The sequence below is a fragment of the Devosia soli genome (genome assembly GCF_000970455.1).
Taxonomy (GTDB): Bacteria; Pseudomonadota; Alphaproteobacteria; order Rhizobiales; family Devosiaceae; genus Devosia; species Devosia soli.
On sequence record NZ_LAJG01000042.1, the window covers coordinates 166,229 to 180,983 of the forward strand.

15 protein-coding genes are annotated in these 14,755 nt (G+C 62.5%); 5 read left to right on the top strand and 10 right to left on the bottom strand.

Annotated features, from left to right (window positions below):
* Positions 1-2: 2 nt before the first annotated feature.
* Positions 3-557, bottom strand: coding sequence for a LemA family protein (locus VW35_RS17290; RefSeq protein WP_046144327.1), 555 nt, complete (start codon positions 555-557; stop codon positions 3-5).
* Positions 558-852: 295 nt separating this feature from the next.
* Here VW35_RS17290 and rnk point away from each other — a divergent pair, with 295 nt between their 5' ends.
* Positions 853-1,260 (top strand): nucleoside diphosphate kinase regulator, encoded by a 408-nt coding sequence (rnk, locus tag VW35_RS17295; RefSeq protein WP_046144328.1) that lies wholly within the window; start codon positions 853-855, stop codon positions 1,258-1,260.
* A 55-nt stretch (positions 1,261-1,315) separates the two neighbouring features.
* Here the strand turns inward: rnk and VW35_RS17300 are convergent, their stop codons facing one another.
* The 5 genes from VW35_RS17300 to VW35_RS17320 all read right to left on the bottom strand — a co-directional run bounded on the left by VW35_RS17300 (position 1,316) and on the right by VW35_RS17320 (position 5,199).
* Complete coding sequence (locus tag VW35_RS17300) at positions 1,316-2,272, bottom strand: phosphotransferase family protein (RefSeq protein WP_052951832.1); 957 nt, start codon at positions 2,270-2,272, stop codon at positions 1,316-1,318.
* The gene (locus VW35_RS17305; RefSeq protein WP_046144329.1) at positions 2,272-3,174 is read right to left on the bottom strand and encodes a glycine--tRNA ligase subunit alpha; all 903 of its coding nucleotides are present in this window, start codon (positions 3,172-3,174) and stop codon (positions 2,272-2,274) included. The genes VW35_RS17300 and VW35_RS17305 overlap by 1 nt, the downstream gene beginning before the upstream one ends.
* 108 nt (positions 3,175-3,282) lie before the next feature.
* The gene (locus tag VW35_RS17310) at positions 3,283-3,513 is read right to left on the bottom strand and encodes a hypothetical protein (RefSeq protein ID WP_046144330.1); all 231 of its coding nucleotides are present in this window, start codon (positions 3,511-3,513) and stop codon (positions 3,283-3,285) included.
* A 12-nt stretch (positions 3,514-3,525) separates the two neighbouring features.
* Positions 3,526-4,368 carry a S49 family peptidase gene (locus tag VW35_RS17315; RefSeq protein ID WP_083982980.1) on the bottom strand — a complete coding sequence of 281 codons (843 nt, stop codon included), beginning with the start codon at positions 4,366-4,368 and terminating at the stop codon, positions 3,526-3,528.
* 45 nt (positions 4,369-4,413) lie between these two features.
* Positions 4,414-5,199, bottom strand: coding sequence for a tRNA1(Val) (adenine(37)-N6)-methyltransferase (locus tag VW35_RS17320; protein ID WP_046144331.1), 786 nt, complete (start codon positions 5,197-5,199; stop codon positions 4,414-4,416).
* A gap of 89 nt (positions 5,200-5,288) precedes the next feature.
* Between VW35_RS17320 and VW35_RS17325 the strand changes: the two genes are divergently transcribed.
* Positions 5,289-6,308, top strand: a complete 1,020-nt coding sequence (locus VW35_RS17325; protein ID WP_046144332.1) for a polyprenyl synthetase family protein — start codon at positions 5,289-5,291, stop codon at positions 6,306-6,308.
* A 3-nt stretch (positions 6,309-6,311) separates the two neighbouring features.
* Here VW35_RS17325 and VW35_RS17330 read toward each other — a convergent pair whose 3' ends face one another.
* The 3 genes from VW35_RS17330 to VW35_RS17340 form a co-directional block, all read right to left on the bottom strand.
* Positions 6,312-7,187 (bottom strand): 4-(cytidine 5'-diphospho)-2-C-methyl-D-erythritol kinase, encoded by an 876-nt coding sequence (locus VW35_RS17330; protein WP_046144333.1) that lies wholly within the window; start codon positions 7,185-7,187, stop codon positions 6,312-6,314.
* A 7-nt stretch (positions 7,188-7,194) separates the two neighbouring features.
* Entirely contained in the window at positions 7,195-8,913 is a 1,719-nt protein-coding gene (locus tag VW35_RS17335) for a tetratricopeptide repeat protein (RefSeq protein ID WP_152662650.1), read from the bottom strand.
* A 96-nt stretch (positions 8,914-9,009) separates the two neighbouring features.
* Positions 9,010-10,656, bottom strand: a complete 1,647-nt coding sequence (locus VW35_RS17340; RefSeq protein WP_046144334.1) for an electron transfer flavoprotein-ubiquinone oxidoreductase — start codon at positions 10,654-10,656, stop codon at positions 9,010-9,012.
* 65 nt (positions 10,657-10,721) lie between these two features.
* Here VW35_RS17340 and VW35_RS17345 point away from each other — a divergent pair, with 65 nt between their 5' ends.
* The 3 genes from VW35_RS17345 to moaB all read left to right on the top strand — a co-directional run bounded on the left by VW35_RS17345 (position 10,722) and on the right by moaB (position 13,523).
* Positions 10,722-11,534 (top strand): uracil-DNA glycosylase, encoded by an 813-nt coding sequence (locus VW35_RS17345; RefSeq protein WP_046144335.1) that lies wholly within the window; start codon positions 10,722-10,724, stop codon positions 11,532-11,534.
* Between the two features lie 143 nt (positions 11,535-11,677).
* Positions 11,678-13,009, top strand: coding sequence for an MFS transporter (locus VW35_RS17350; RefSeq protein ID WP_052951835.1), 1,332 nt, complete (start codon positions 11,678-11,680; stop codon positions 13,007-13,009).
* Positions 12,987-13,523: a molybdenum cofactor biosynthesis protein B gene (moaB, locus tag VW35_RS17355; protein WP_046144336.1), complete on the top strand. Its 537-nt coding sequence runs from the start codon at positions 12,987-12,989 to the stop codon at positions 13,521-13,523. The genes VW35_RS17350 and moaB overlap by 23 nt, the downstream gene beginning before the upstream one ends.
* Here the strand turns inward: moaB and VW35_RS17360 are convergent.
* A complete protein-coding gene (locus VW35_RS17360) occupies positions 13,520-14,701 on the bottom strand; it encodes a GGDEF domain-containing protein (RefSeq protein WP_046144557.1) in 1,182 nt (393 codons plus the stop codon). The two genes, moaB and VW35_RS17360, sit on opposite strands and share 4 nt — an antisense overlap.
* Positions 14,702-14,755: the final 54 nt, after the last annotated feature.

Genomic DNA, 14,755 nt, shown 5'->3' on the forward strand with positions numbered 1-14,755 from the left:
GCTTAGAACTTCACGCTCGGCACTTGCCGGTCCGCCTCGTTCTCAAGCTCGAAATACTGCGCCTTCTCGAACTTGAAGGCACTGGCAACGAGGTTGGACGGGAAGGATTCGACCTGGATATTGAGGTTGCGAACGGCCCCATTGTAGTAGCGCCGCGCCATCTGGATTTCGTCTTCCACACTCTGCAGCGCCGTCTGGAATTCAAGGAAAGTGGTGTTGGCCTTGAGGTCGGGATAGGCTTCAGCCACCGCGATCAGTCGCCCGAGCGCCGAGGAAAGCTCGCCTTCTGCCTTGGCGCGAGCTTCCGGGCTCGAGGACGCGGCGCTCGTCGCCTTGGCGCGCGCCTCGACCACGGCCTGCAGCGTCTCGCGCTCGTGGCCCATATAGCCCTTCACCGTCTCCATCATATTGGGAATGAGATCGGTGCGGCGCTTCAGTTGCACGTCGATGCCGGACCAGCCCTCGGCCACCATCTGCCGGTTTCGGACAAGGCCATTGTAGATGACGATGGCATAACCGACTACGCCCACGACCAGGGCAAGAATGACCCATTCCATTGCGCTCAACTCCCTCAAGCCAACGCAGCGGACACTGGCAGTTTGGCTTGGTCAATGCAACGGGGGCAGGAGAGGCGGGCTTGACTTCCGACGCCCGATAATTAGCTTTGTGCGCATGAACACATCGCGCCACACCTATCGCCGTATCGTCCTCCTCGCAGGATAGACACCCTAGGCATGCGCCCGCCGGAGCCTGCTTAGGGCTCGGCACTTCGCCACACCGGCATCTTTTCTTCTTTTTTTCACAACGGCTCCAGCCGCCGCAGTTTTGCGCGCCGGGCCTACGGGACCTATCATGACTGACATCCGCAAAGACCTCGCTCCTGCCATCGTTTTGGGCAAGAGCGACCATGCCAAACTCACCGCCCTCGCCGAAGCCGGCCTCGACCGCTGGCCCGATCTCGCCGATCGCCTACTTGGAGAACTCGAACGCGCCAAGGTCGTCCCGGACGATAAGGTGCCCGACACAATCGCTCGCATGGGCTCGTCCGTCACCTATCGCACCAATGCCGGACAGGAGCAGACCGTGACCCTCGTCTACCCCGCCGACGCAGATATCGAAAAAGGCCGCATCTCGGTGATGACGCCAATCGGCACCGCCCTCATCGGCCTCAAGACCGGCCAATCCATCACCTGGCGCGACCGTGCCGACAAACGGCACAAGCTGACAGTGGAAGCGGTAAAAACGGCGGAGACGGTCTGAGACAATGCAGCTTCTTACCCTCGGGCCTGACCCGAGGGTATTTTCAAGCTGAAGCTTAGTTGCTGATCTCAGCCAGCATGGCTTCGAGATCATCGATCAGAATATTGTGCTGGCTGGACGCAATAGCGCCGGTATGCCTCAGCCAGGCCCACATCGAGACCCGATGCAGCAAGGTGTAAAGCCATAGTGTGCGTTTCGGGTCTGGATGATCGATGGGACCGTATCCATCCAGCATCTTAGTGCCCGCGCCGGGCGCCATATGCTCTGTGCAAAAGAGCGCCTTGGCGAGATCAAAGAGCGGATCGGCCGCGATTGCATTGCCAAAATCGATCAAGCCGGAAATGTGCCATGATCCATTGGCGCAGTCGGCGATTACATTGCCGGGATGAAAGTCATTATGTGCCAAAACGGCGCCTGAACTGTGCGCAGCAATCTCAAGCTGATCCCGAACCGCAGCTCTAAGCCTTGCGGCAAGCTCGATATTGCCGCCTGCCTTTTCGAATTGCTCCAGAGAAGATGCAGCAAACGCGGAAACGAACGCGCTATTGGTCCGATGCCCCTCGGGACCTTCATCAATCGCGCCATAGCGAGGTAACGCAATGCCGTGAATTTCTCGCAGCAGCACACCCATCTGTCGGTATAGAGCGTCGAGGCCCATAGGCTCGATATGTCTTAGCTCATCAATCGTCTGTCCGGACAAATGGCTGACTAGGGCGAACCGATAAGGCAGGCGATTGCGCGATTCATCGACCAGCAAGTACCGCGTCGCATTCACCCCTGCATCCTGCAAAAGACCTGCGGCCCGGGCCTCGCGCTCAGGCGACTTGCCGCGTAACTCATCATAGGTCTTGAGATTGACGCTGCTGCCATCAGAGAGATCGATGCGAAAAACCGCATTTGATCCGCCCGGCTGTCTGGTAACCCTCGAAGGCGAAGCCAGATCGAGCAGACCCAGAATGTGCGCCAGCTGGTCTAGCGTCGGAGCACTAATGCCTTCCGACGCTTCAGCCATTACTCCGCGCCGCCGCCCGAGGTCTGCAGCCAGGCCTCGCCACACGCCTTGGCCAGCTCGCGGATGCGCAAAATATAGCTTTGGCGCTCGGTGACCGAGATCACGCCGCGTGCGTCGAGCATGTTGAAATTATGTGATGCCTTGACGACCTGCTCATAGGCGGGGATGGCCATGGTCTGGCGATTGCCATCGGCGCCCTTGGCTAGGATCGCGCGGCACTCCTTTTCTGCATCTTCAAAATGCCGGAACAACATGTCCGTGTCGGCGGCCTCGAAGTTATACTTCGAGGATTCCTGTTCGTTCTGCAGGAACACGTCGCCATAGGTCACCTTCTCGGCGCCCTCGCGGCCATTGAAGTTGAGATCGTAGACGTTTTCGACGCCTTGCACATACATCGCGAGGCGTTCAAGCCCATAGGTGATCTCGCCCGGCACCGGCGAGCATTCAAATCCCGCTACCTGCTGGAAGTAAGTGAACTGGCTGACTTCCATGCCGTCGCACCAGCATTCCCAGCCAAGACCCCAGGCGCCGAGCGTCGGGCTCTCCCAATCGTCTTCGACGAACCGGATATCGTGCAGCGAAGCATCGAGGCCGATTGACGCAAGCGAATCCAGATAGAGCTGCTGGATGTTGTCAGGCGATGGTTTGAGGATAACCTGGAACTGATAATAGTGCTGCAGCCGGTTGGGGTTTTCGCCATAGCGACCGTCCTTGGGGCGGCGCGAGGGCTGCACATAGGCCGCCTTCCATGGCTTCGGCCCCAGCGCGCGCAATGTGGTCGCGGTGTGAAAAGTACCTGCGCCCATCTGCATGTCGTAAGGCTGCAAGACAACACAGCCCTGCTCGGCCCAGAAATTCTGGAGCGTCAGGATGAGGCCCTGGAAGGAATTCTTCGGGTCCATGTGAGCGGGGCGGTTGGTCATCGGCAATGGGTCCGGCGGGAGAAAGCGCGCGGAACGTAGTCGGCGGACCCAGCGGGGTCAACGGGTTGCCGCTATTCTGGTGCGGAATCAGCTGCGGCGATCGTCCTTGCGCCCATCGGGCCGGAACGTGCCATCGTCGCCGCGCTTGAGGTCGATCACGTCGGGACGCTGGCGTTCGGCAAGGTCGCGCTGGTGGCGCAGGCGCTTTTCTTCGGCAGCGTCATTGTCGAACTTGCGCGTCCAGTCGCGCCAGATCCGCCTTATGCCGAAGTAGACCATCAGGGCCAGGACGGTAAAAATCAAAATGCGCAGCAGCATGGTCCTATCCGCTCAAAGGCCGAGACGCGCCCAATAGGCGCGATCATCGAGCGTCGAGGCAATATCGTTGGAAAGCGCGGCGGTGGAAAAGCCGAAGCGGGGCAAGGCGAGAAATGGGCGCTTGGGCGCAATTGTCCGCAGTTGGACCGAGGGTCCATAGCGTTCGCGCAATACCGTCTGGAGATCGCCGATGGCATCGACGAGACCAAGCTCGACGCCGCGGAGGCCCGTCCACCATTCGCCGGTAAAGAGGTTATCGTCATCGGCCTTGAGCCGGCCCTTTCGGTGCTCCTTGACGTGATCGATGAACACCTGATGCACGTCGAGTTCGAAGCGCTTGATGCGGTCGATGTCTTCCGGCTTTTCGGGCAGGAAGGGATCGAGCGTCGACTTGTTGCGCCCTGCGGTGTGGACACGCCGCTCGATACCGAGCTTTTCGAGCGCGCCGACAAAGCCAAAGCCAGCCATGATGACGCCGATGGAGCCGACGATCGAGGATGGATCGACAAAGATTTCGTCGCCCGCCACGGCAATGAAATAGCCGCCGGAAGCCGCTGCATCCTCAACGAAAATCAGAACCGGCTTGTTCTTCTCGTCCGCTAGCTGGCGAATGCGGCGCGAGATCAGCCGGCTCTGGACAGGCGAGCCGCCGGGCGAATTGATCACCACGGCGACCGCAGGGGCGCTACGTATGGCAAAGGCGCGCTTGAGCAAAGGCTCGACGGATTCGATATTGAGCCGGCCCGGCCGCTGCTCGGCGGCGATGACGCCATGGAGGCGGATCACGGGAATGACGGGTGGGCGGCGAAACAGGCGGCGTAACCAGTTCGGTCTCGGGGCGGGTGTTTCGGCCATGTCCTCTCCGGAATTTTTTCCAGATTTAGGCATACGAGGCCGGGATTACCAGTCGAGAGCGGCGGTCCCCCGAAAAATAGCGTCAAATTGCGGCGCGAAGTCACGCCCGCTTTCGCCGTGGAGCGCCCTGCTCGACAGAAGGGTCAAAGGCGCGCGCGAGCCCTTGATGCCGCGCACGAGGATGCGGGTCGCCGGTTGTCCCTCGCGCGGCGCGATCGGCAGGACGGTCAGGGCGCCGAATCGCGCCCCCATGGCGACAAGCAGCGAGCCGAGACCCGAGGCGGGATAAACGACGATCACCTCCCCTCCTGCCGCCGCCGCCCCGGCAGCGCAGCGCATCCAGGCGTCGAGTTCATCGAGCCCCATGTGCCGCGCATCGGCGCGGCTCGAGTTCGGCGCCAAGGTCCCCTGCCCTTCGCCAAAGAACGGGGGGTTGGCGATCACCGCATCATAGTGGTTATCCCTAAGGCCGGCGGCCGACCGATCGGCGGGTCTTGAGAGGATATCGAGGTTCAGGGCCTCGGCGCGCTCTCCAAAGCCATTGTCAAAGATATTGTCCTTCGCCAGCGCAAAGGTGTCCTCGTGCTTTTCGACCAGCGTGGCGTTTTCCGCCAGTCCTAGAGCCAGGGCCACGAGCGCCGCGGTCCCAACTCCAGCGCCGAGATCGAGCACGTGTCGGCGCCCTGGCCGCACCGCCGAACCGAGCAGCACGCTGTCAAAGCCGGCCCGGAAGCCGGTGCGGGGTTGCGACAGAGTGATCCGGCCTCCTAAAAAGGCGTCGCGCGTTGCGGTTTGGTGTTTTACAAAGTCACGTGGCTGGTCTAGGGACATCGGACCCCGAAGGCTGGTTCAGCGCGAGCTTACATGCCCTGATAGTGCAGGCTCAACCGATTTGCCCGCGGCGGCAAACGAGGACGGTAATGGCGGTCTCAGTTCTGACCCAAAAGAAAAACATGCCCGCAGGCAATCCGGTCGAAAGGCTGCTTGCAGCCACGGCCGACGATATGGCGCGGGTCAACAGCCTGATCCTGAGCCGTGCCGAATCTCATGTCGACATGGTGCCGGAGCTTGCCCGCTATCTTATCGACAGCGGCGGCAAGCGCCTTCGCCCCATGCTGACCGTGGCTGCCGCGCAGCTCTTTGGTGGCGGCGCCGGCAATGCCGTCAATTTCGCTGCCGCCGTCGAATTCATGCACAATGCGACCCTCCTCCACGACGATGTCGTTGACGAGAGCGATATGCGCCGTGGTAAGCCCGCAGCGCGGATGGTCTGGGGCAACAAGGCGTCGATCCTCGTTGGCGATTTCCTTCTCGGACAGGCCTTCATGATGATGGTCGAAACGGGCGATATCGGCTCGCTCGGCGTTCTTTCCGCTGCCTCTGCGGTCATGGCGGAAGGCGAAGTCTTCCAGCTCGCCAAGACCGGCGACTTGGCGACCACCGAAGCCGATTATGCCGAAGTGATCCGCGCCAAGACGGCCGTATTGTTCGAAGCAGCCTGCGAAGTCGGCGCCATGTCCGGCGGGGCGGATGCCGCCGGCCGCGCAGCGCTGGCGCGCTACGGCCTGGAATTGGGCAATGCCTTCCAGCTCGTCGATGACGCACTCGATTATGGCGGGCAGTCAGGTGCCTTGGGCAAGAATGTCGGCGACGACCTGCGCGAAGGCAAGATGACGCTGCCGGTGATCCTGGCGCTCGCCGCAGGCAATGAGGCGGAAAAAGCCATCATCGCCAGCGCGCTCGGCAAGGCGGACGCTTCCGATCTCGAAGTCAGCCAGGTGGTGGCAATCTTCAATCGTCACGATACGCTCAACCGCACGCTCGAAAAGGCCGACGCGCATGCGCGCACGGCCGTCGAGGCTCTGGGCATCCTGCCGGAAAGCGAGATGAAGACCATTCTCGCCGACGTCGTGATGCACAGCGTCCGCCGCGCATCCTGAGCATTAGGGCGTAATCAGCGGCGCAGCGGCCACCCAGTGATCGGGATTGCGTTCGCGCATCACCTGCGCTGCCTGATGCGCCTGCCCCTCCGAGCCGAAAAGCCCGAAGACCGTCGCGCCTGACCCCGACATCCGCGACAGCATGCAGCCCTGCGTCTGGCCCAGATCGTCTACGATAAAGCCGATTTCCGGCACGAGCTTGACCGCAGGCGGCTGCAGGTCGTTGCGTGTCTCGGCAAGCCACAGACCAAGCTGGGCCGGGCGGGTCAGCGGTTCGGGGAGCGCCGGCAGCGCGTAGTTGTCATGCGCCCGCAAGCGGCGAAAAACGTCTGCGGTCGCAACGGGCACCAGCGGGTTGACCAGCACGATATGGCAGGCCGGAAACTCGGGCAGCGGCGATAAGATTTCACCGACGCCACGGGCGACGAGCGGCCGGCTCATCAGGCATGCCGGCACGTCTGCGCCGAGCGTTGCCGCAAGATCGGCCAGCTCGACGATCGGGATCGGTTGGCTCGACATGCTGGCGAGGATGCGCAGCGCTGCCGCCGCATCCGCCGAACCGCCGCCAATCCCTGCCGCGACCGGCAGGTTCTTGACGAGATGGATGGCGAGGCCGTCGGGCACCCTGTCCGGCCAGCGTTGCCGGAAGGCGGCGAGCGCCCGCATCACAAGATTGCTGGTGCCGGTTCCCAAGGCATGGGCAAACGGACCCGAAATCGTTAGGTCGTCGGCCGCAGCGGGCTCGGCTTCGAGTTCGTCGGCGATATCGGCGAAGACGATGAGACTTTCGAGATCATGATAGCCATCGTCACGCCGACGCGTGACGTGCAGCGCCAGGTTGATCTTGGCCGGCGCCGCCTGAACGATCGCATTCGGCATGCCGAGGCTATTCCGTAGCCGTGCCGGGTGTCAGGCCTTCGAGCAGCTTCGGCCCGACGCGTTCGGCGACATTGCCGACTTCGTCCACCGACTTGGCGATATTCCATTGGAATCCCGCCTCGAGCCGGCGGCCAGCCTTCCAATAGGCATCGCCCAGGTGATCGTTGATCTCGGCATCGTTGGGCAGCAGCATCACGGCGCGTTCCAGCGTTTCGACGGCCTCGTCGATGCGGCCGAGCTTGTAGAAAGCCCAACCAAGCGAATCGACGATATAACCATCCTGCGGCTGTGCATCGACGGCCTGCTCGATCATGCCCAGGGCGCGCTCGAGGTTCATGTCCATGTCGATCCAGGAATAACCGAGATAGTTCAAGACCGATGGCTGGTCCGGGCTGAGATCGAGTGCCTTGAGGAAGTCGGCTTCCGCCTTGGGCCATTGCTTGGCACGCTCATAGGCGATGCCGCGCACATAATAGAAGCGCCAATCGGCCGGCGACTCCCCGCCAGTGATTTCGAGCGCCTTGGTGTAGGCGTCGGCCGCTTCGGTGTATTGCTCGTCATAGCGCAGGAGATCGCCCAGCACGGAGACGGCATCGAGATCTTCGGGGCTCGTTACCACGATATTGCGCAGGCGACGCAACGCTTCGGCACGGTTACCGGTCGCGTCAAGATTCTGCGCAACGCGCACCACTGCCGTCGGCTTCATCGGCGAAGAGGCCGGTACCGCGTCATAAATGACATTGGCCGCCTCGTGCTGGGCCGCGTTATCGAGCAGGAGCCCGGCGGCAAGCGCGATCACGTCGGAACTGGGATCGAGATAGTGTCCGAGGCGCAGGAACACCAAAGCCAGGTCCGAGCTGCCATCGCGCGACAGTGCGACGCCGATACCATGGAACATCTCGGCGGCGCCGATCTGGACATTGGTCGCAAACACGCCCGGGCGGCGCTTGGCAGCAACGGCGTCCTTGACGATGGTGACGAGCGGATGGGTCAGGCCCTGGGCTTCGAACTCCGCGATGACGTCGGACGCCTCGTCGAACTTGCCGTCATTGGCGAGCATGCGTGCATAGATTTCGACCATGCGAGCGACATAGGGCTCGTTCTCATAGGCCTTCTGCGCCAGTTCCAGCGCCTTGACGCGCTGGCCGGCAACTTCGGCCATCAGCGCGCGGTGAAACACGAGGAAATCTTCGAGCCCGGTATCGCCGAGCTTGACCATCAGCGCATCGGCCTCGTCGAACTTCTTTTCTCCCACCAGCGCCCAAGCGCGAAGGATGCCTGCGGTAATGCCGGTGAACGTATCCTGCGAGATCTTGGCGAGGGCTTCCTCGGCAGCGCCATAGCGACGCTCCTTGAGCGCCTCGGAAGCAACGACGAGTTCGGCCAGTTCATTCTGGCCGACGAGTTCGATCAGATGCTTGGCAACTCCGGCGGATTGGGTGACCTGACCATTGGCGGCAAAGGCGATGAAGGAGCGCTCGACGAGGACCGGATTGTCCCAGTCGCTTTGCGCGGCTTCGTTGAAATAGCGTGCCGACTCGTCCGTCCGCAATTCGCTCAGCGCCTGGCGCCCTGCCAGATAAGACCCGGTCGCGCTGGCCCGGAACAGCTGCAGCATGTCCGTCAGGTTCGGAGCGCTGCTCTGGGCAAAGCTTGCGGGCACGATCGCAAGAGCCATGATCGCCGCAAGCAGCGGGCGCGCCAGTCGGTTGGAGAGGAGGGTCACGTCGCAGGTTTCTCCCAGGGCCACTCAGGGCAGGATTTGGCGGCAAAGATTGTCCATTTTGCGACTGCTCCGCAAGGTCGCAACGCGGCGAAGCGGTCACATTCCGCTGTAATTGGGTCCACTACCACCCTCGGGTGGGACCCAGGTAATGTTTTGGGCCGGGTCCTTGATATCGCAGGTCTTGCAGTGGACGCAGTTTGCCGCGTGAATTCTGAAGACCGGCTGGCCATCTTCTTTGGCGATTTCATAGACCCCCGCCGGGCAATAAAGCGGTGCTGGTTCCCCATATTTGGGCAGGTTTTCGCGCACCGGCACGCTGGGGTCGGCCAGTCTGAGGTGGATCGGCTGATCCTCGTCATGGGCGATATTGGCAAGAAACACCGAGGACGCACGATCAAAGCTCAGCCTTCCATCGGGCCGCGCATAAGTGCGTCCAGGCACATCCTTACGGCGGCGAAGCCTGGTGTAATCGGGCGCGCCATGCTTCGTCAGCTTGAGCGGCGAGCGTCCGAAAATCGAAGCAACCCACAGGTCGGCGCCAATGGCGAGCGAACCGGCGACGGTTCCGAGCCGGCTCCAGAGCGGCTTGGCATTGGCGACGGCCTTGAGTTCCCGCTCGATGCCGGTGGCAAAGATGCGATCGGCAAAATCGGCAACGAGGTCATGTTGCCGGCCCGCCGCAATCGCCTCGCCGACCGCATCCGCAGCCCCGATCCCCGATAAAATGGCATTGTGGATGGCCTTGAGGCGCGGCGCATTCATGAAGCCGGCCGCGCATCCGATAAGGCCGCCGCCGGGAAAGGCGAGGCTCGGGACGGACTGCCAGCCGCCTGCCGTCACAGCCCTCGCGCCATAGCTGACGCGCGTGCCGCCTTCGAGAATCCTGGCAATCGAGGGATGAAGCTTGAAGCGCTGGAATTCGTCGAAGGGCGAAAGCGTCGGATCTTCATAGTCTAGATAGGTCACGAGCCCGACATAGAGCTTGCGATCCTCGGCATGATAGACGAAGCCGCCGCCCGCGGTGCCATTGTCGAGCGGGAAGCCGAGATAGTGATCGACCTGCCCGGCATGGTGCTTTTCGGCCGGGATTTCCCAGACTTCCTTGATGCCGAGCCCATATTTCTGCGGCTCCTTGCCGAGCGCAAATTCGCCGATGATGGCCTTGGCAAGCGAACCGCGCGCGCCCTCGGCGATCAGCGTATACTTGGCCTCGAGGGCAATTCCCTCAGCAAAGCCGGGCTTCGGATTGCCTTCGCGGTCCCGTCCGAGATCGCCGGTGATGACGCCGCGCACCGGGCCATCGCCCGAGCGCAGCACGTCGACGGCGGCGGTCATCGGAAAAATATCGACACCCAGCCCGCTCGCCTCTTCGCCAAGCCACTGCACTAGCCGGCCGAGGCTGACGATGACGGCACCGGGCGTCTGCATCTGCGGCGGGACGAGGGCATGCGGAACGGCAATGTCACCCTTTTCCGTCAGATAGTGATAGGTGTCGGCCGTCACGCTCGGGCCGACCGGCGCACCCTTGTTGCGCCAATCGGGCAGAAGGGCGTCGAGCCCGGCCGGATCCATAACCGCGCCCGAAAGGATATGCCCGCCGATTTCGGCCGACTTTTCCACCACGGTAACAGACAGGTCGGGATTGCGCTGCTTGAGGCGAATGGCGGCGGAAAGACCCGCAGGACCGGCGCCCACGATCAGCACATCGGTCGAAATCGTCTCGCGGTTACCGGCCTCGGCCATGCCTCGTCGTCCTCGTGATCGGGAGGCGCTTTATGCCTCGAACGCGGTGTGACATAACGTGGCCCATGTCTCAAGGTCGAGAACTCAACAACGCCGAAATGCTGGCCGTGCTGGATTGGTATCGTGCCGCCGGCGTGGATCTTGCCGTTGGCGAAGGGCCTGTCGACCGCTTCGCCCAGCCCGCCATGGCCCCGCGCCCCAACGCCCCGGCCCGCGCTCCGGCGGCAACGCCAACCGCCCCACTCCCATCAGCAACGAGCGCGATCACTGGCGATCCGAGCGAAGCCCGCCGGCTCGCTGCATCGGCCAAGACGCTCGACGAGTTGCGCACATTGCTCGAAGCCTATGATGGCTGCAGCCTCAAATTGCGCGCGACGCAGCTGGTCTTTGCCGATGGCAATCCGGAAGCCCGGATCATGCTGATCGGGGAAGCGCCGGGCGCCGAGGAGGACCGCCAGGGAAAACCCTTCGTCGGCCGCTCCGGGCAGTTGCTCGATCGCATGCTCAAGGCCATCGGGCTTGATCGCACCAAGGTCTATATCGCCAATACCGTCCCCTGGCGCCCGCCGGGCAATCGCACGCCGACGCCCGAGGAAATGGAGCTCTGCCTTCCCTTCCTCAATCGCCAGGTCGAACTCGTCGCCCCCAAGCTCGTCATGACCCTTGGCGGCCCCGCCATGCAGACGGTGTTCAAGACCAGTGCCGGCATTATCAAGATGCGCGGCCGCTGGCAGAGTGTCGCCATCGGCAGCCATGACACCGAGGCCCTACCGACCCTGCACCCAGCGTATCTCCTCCGCAACCCTGCCGCCAAGCAGCAGGCCTGGCAGGATCTGCTGAGCCTCAAGATGAAAGCGGACGCACTCGGGCTTTCTTAGACGGCACACCGCAGAGCGCATCCCTCCCTTGCCGCAACTTTTTGCCAAGCCTCCCTATTTCCGCCCTATCGCTTCGCTTCTGTCGCGCTATGGTCACCATCGCGTGATTTGCAACGTTTCGCTGCCATTCATTCCAGAGCGCCATGGCTTCCGTCGTCAAAATTTATGCCCTTTTCCTCGGCTCCGCCCTCCTGATGTTTGGCGGCGGCCTCCAGGGTCTGCTGCTTTCCGTGCGTGGTGCAGAGGAGCATTTTTCGCTCCTTGCCCTTGGCCTGATCGGCACCGGCTGGTCGGTCGGGTTCGTCGCCGGTTCCATTGCCGTACCGATGATCGTGCGCAATGTCGGCCATATCCGCGCCTTCTCGGTAATGGCGGCGATCGGCACGGTGACGATTCTGCTCAATCTGCTCTGGATCAACGACGTCGGCTGGATTGTCCTGCGCGCCCTCTCCGGCTTCTGCTTTGCCGGCGCGGCGATGATCGTCGAAAGCTGGCTCAACGAAGTGGCCGACAACAAGAGCCGCGGCACGATCTTTTCGATCTACGTGACCATCAACCTTGCCGCCTCCACTGTCGGGCAGATGGCCATGTCGATCACCGGCACGGCTGGCTACATTCCATTCGTCATCGGCGCCATCAGCTTCATTTGCGCGCTGATGCCGCCCGCCCTCACTTCCAGTCCACAGCCGCGGCCGCTCGCTTCGGCCAAGCTCGACTTGCCGCTTCTCATCAAGACGTCCCCCGTCGCCGCTGTCGCTGCCTTCTGCTGCGGCATGGCCAACGGGTCCTTCGGCACGCTGGCGCCGGTCTATGGCTATGAGCAGGGGCTCGATGCCTCGGGCATCGCACTGCTTTTTGCCATCGCCGCCATCGCCGGCGCCGTCGCGCAAATTCCGTTCGGCCGCCTTTCCGACAGGATCGACCGGCGGCTCGTGATGGTGGGGCTCGCCACCAGCGCCTCAATCGTCGGGCTCCTGATGGTCATCCTCAACCCGAGCGCTGGCTGGCTGATGTATGTGCTCTTTGGCCTTTATGGCCTCGCAGCCAATCCGCTCTATCCGATCGCGGTCGCTCATGCCAACGACTTCGCGCGCGATGGCGATTTCGCCAAGATCGCCGGCGGCATGCTGCTGATTCTGGGCGTCGGGCTCGCCATAGGCCCGGCCATCGCTTCAGTGCTGATGAGCAATATCGCTCCCATGGCGCTTTTCATCATCACCGCGATTTTCCACGCTTGCGTCGCGGGCTTCGCCTTCCTCCGCATGCGCGTGCGCAAGAGCGTCGATGCCGCCGAGCGGGCCCCCTTCCAGCCCATGGGCAATGACAAGCAGGTGACGCCCGAATCTATTGTGCTCGATCCGCGGGCTGATAGTGATGCGGAAGACGAGGTGATCGTGCGGCATGAGCCGGCCGTTCCCGAAGAGCTGATCGAAACAGTGGAGCCGCAGCGAAATGTTCAGAACGGAACGGTTTGAAGACCGCGCTTTCAAGCCCCTTTCCATCGCGGTCATCGCCGTTTCCGACACACGAACGCTTGAAACCGACACAGGCGGGGCGCTGCTCATATCGCTTCTCGAAGCCGATGGCCACCGCTGCTTTGATCGGCAGGTGGTGCGCGACGACGTCCAGCTGATCCGCGCAGCCGTGCAGGCCTATGTCGCCAACCCGGATGTCGACGTGATCCTCACCACCGGCGGCACAGGCTTTTCCGGGCGAGACGTGACGCCCGAGGCAATAGAGCCGCTGTTCGACAAGCGCATGGAAGGCTTTTCGGTGCTCTTCCACCAATATTCGGCGACGACGGTGGGCACGAGTTCGCTGCAATCGCGCGCGACGGCTGGGTTGATCGGAACGACCTTTGTCTTCTGCCTTCCGGGGTCGCGCGGGGCCTGCCGCGATGCCTGGGAAGGCATTTTGAGCCACCAGCTCGATTATCGGCACAAGCCGTGCAACTTCGTCGAGCTGATGCCGCGGCTCGACGAGCGCTAGGCGCGGTTTGCCCGGTCAGCCGTCGTAACGACGCGCAGGCCGGGCACATAGGCTTCGCCCGCGTCGATCATAACCCTGTTGCGGCCAGCGGCCTTGGCCGCATAGAGCGCCCGGTCGGCTCGCGCCAAACCATCATGGATCGACAGGTCTGCCGGAGAAAGGCTCGTCAGCCCGACACAGAGCGTGACGGCATGCTCGACACCCGCCGGGCGCCAGTCCCGCGCTGAAAATTCGGCGCGGATCGATTGCGCTAGTGCGGTCCCGGCAGCGAGCGGCATGGAATGCACCAGCGCCACGAACTCTTCACCGCCAAAGCGTGCGATGATCGCCTGCGGCGGCAGGCGCTGGCCCAGAAGTTCGGCAAGACTGGTGAGCACGCTGTCTCCTGCCGCGTGCCCAAAACTGTCATTGACCGCTTTAAAATGGTCGATATCGAAGGTCAGGACCACGCCGGCATGCCGCTCGATGGGCGATAAAGCCGCGACCGCAGCATCGAATCCCCGGCGATTGAAGAGGCCGGTCAGCGGATCGCGCTCTGCTTCGGCACGATATCTGTCGAGCGTTTGAAACGCGACCGAACCAAGCGCGGACAAAGCGAAGCCGACGCTCAACACCCCGGCGCTGACCTGCATGTAATAGGTGTAGGTGGAGCTGGCAAAGGCGGCGAGATTATCGCTCATGCCGATAAAAACGTTGAAGATCAGCAACCGTACGAGGATGTCGATAACCACGATGGTGGCGACGCCGACCAGCACGCGATCGACCAGTGTTCGCGCCCGATGACTGACCAGCATGACTGGCACACCAAGGAGCGCAGCGATTGCCGTGTCGCTGACAGCGAGCTCGAGATTGAGGCTTTCCAGCCCAACGACGACAACAAGGATCGCCCCGTAAGCGAGGAGACAAAAAGCAAGCCGCAATCCGGTGATGCGCGGCGCCGCAAACTGGCGCAGCAAGGCCTCGCCATAATAGAAGAACGAGGCAAGAAAGACCGCATTGCCGAAAAGCGATTGCAGCTTGTTGGGCAGAGGCAGGATGGGCGCGAGAAAGCCTGCAGCGCCCAGGAGAAAACCCGCGCTCCAGGCGCGGGCCGCCGCATGCCCCCGCCAGCCGATGGCGAGAAAGACGACACCGAACAGCGTCATGGTCACCGGCAACAGAAAGGCGAAATTGTCCATGGCTCTCCAGGCAGCTTCGCCGGGCATTGATGGCTGCCGATCCTATAGAGGTGC

Bases quoted from the DNA above. Each gene is read 5' to 3' on its own strand.
- VW35_RS17290 (WP_046144327.1), bottom strand. From the start codon at position 557: ATGGAATGGGTCATTCTTGCCCTGGTCGTGGGCGTAGTCGGTTATGCC.
- rnk (WP_046144328.1), top strand. From the start codon at position 853: ATGACTGACATCCGCAAAGACCTCGCTCCTGCCATCGTTTTGGGCAAG.
- VW35_RS17300 (WP_052951832.1), bottom strand. From the start codon at position 2,272: ATGGCTGAAGCGTCGGAAGGCATTAGTGCTCCGACGCTAGACCAGCTG.
- VW35_RS17305 (WP_046144329.1), bottom strand. From the start codon at position 3,174: ATGGACCCGAAGAATTCCTTCCAGGGCCTCATCCTGACGCTCCAGAAT.
- VW35_RS17310 (WP_046144330.1), bottom strand. From the start codon at position 3,513: ATGCTGCTGCGCATTTTGATTTTTACCGTCCTGGCCCTGATGGTCTAC.
- VW35_RS17315 (WP_083982980.1), bottom strand. From the start codon at position 4,368: ATGGCCGAAACACCCGCCCCGAGACCGAACTGGTTACGCCGCCTGTTT.
- VW35_RS17320 (WP_046144331.1), bottom strand. From the start codon at position 5,199: ATGTCCCTAGACCAGCCACGTGACTTTGTAAAACACCAAACCGCAACG.
- VW35_RS17325 (WP_046144332.1), top strand. From the start codon at position 5,289: ATGGCGGTCTCAGTTCTGACCCAAAAGAAAAACATGCCCGCAGGCAAT.
- VW35_RS17330 (WP_046144333.1), bottom strand. From the start codon at position 7,187: ATGCCGAATGCGATCGTTCAGGCGGCGCCGGCCAAGATCAACCTGGCG.
- VW35_RS17340 (WP_046144334.1), bottom strand. From the start codon at position 10,656: ATGGCCGAGGCCGGTAACCGCGAGACGATTTCGACCGATGTGCTGATC.
- VW35_RS17345 (WP_046144335.1), top strand. From the start codon at position 10,722: ATGTCTCAAGGTCGAGAACTCAACAACGCCGAAATGCTGGCCGTGCTG.
- VW35_RS17350 (WP_052951835.1), top strand. From the start codon at position 11,678: ATGGCTTCCGTCGTCAAAATTTATGCCCTTTTCCTCGGCTCCGCCCTC.
- moaB (WP_046144336.1), top strand. From the start codon at position 12,987: ATGTTCAGAACGGAACGGTTTGAAGACCGCGCTTTCAAGCCCCTTTCC.
- VW35_RS17360 (WP_046144557.1), bottom strand. From the start codon at position 14,701: ATGGACAATTTCGCCTTTCTGTTGCCGGTGACCATGACGCTGTTCGGT.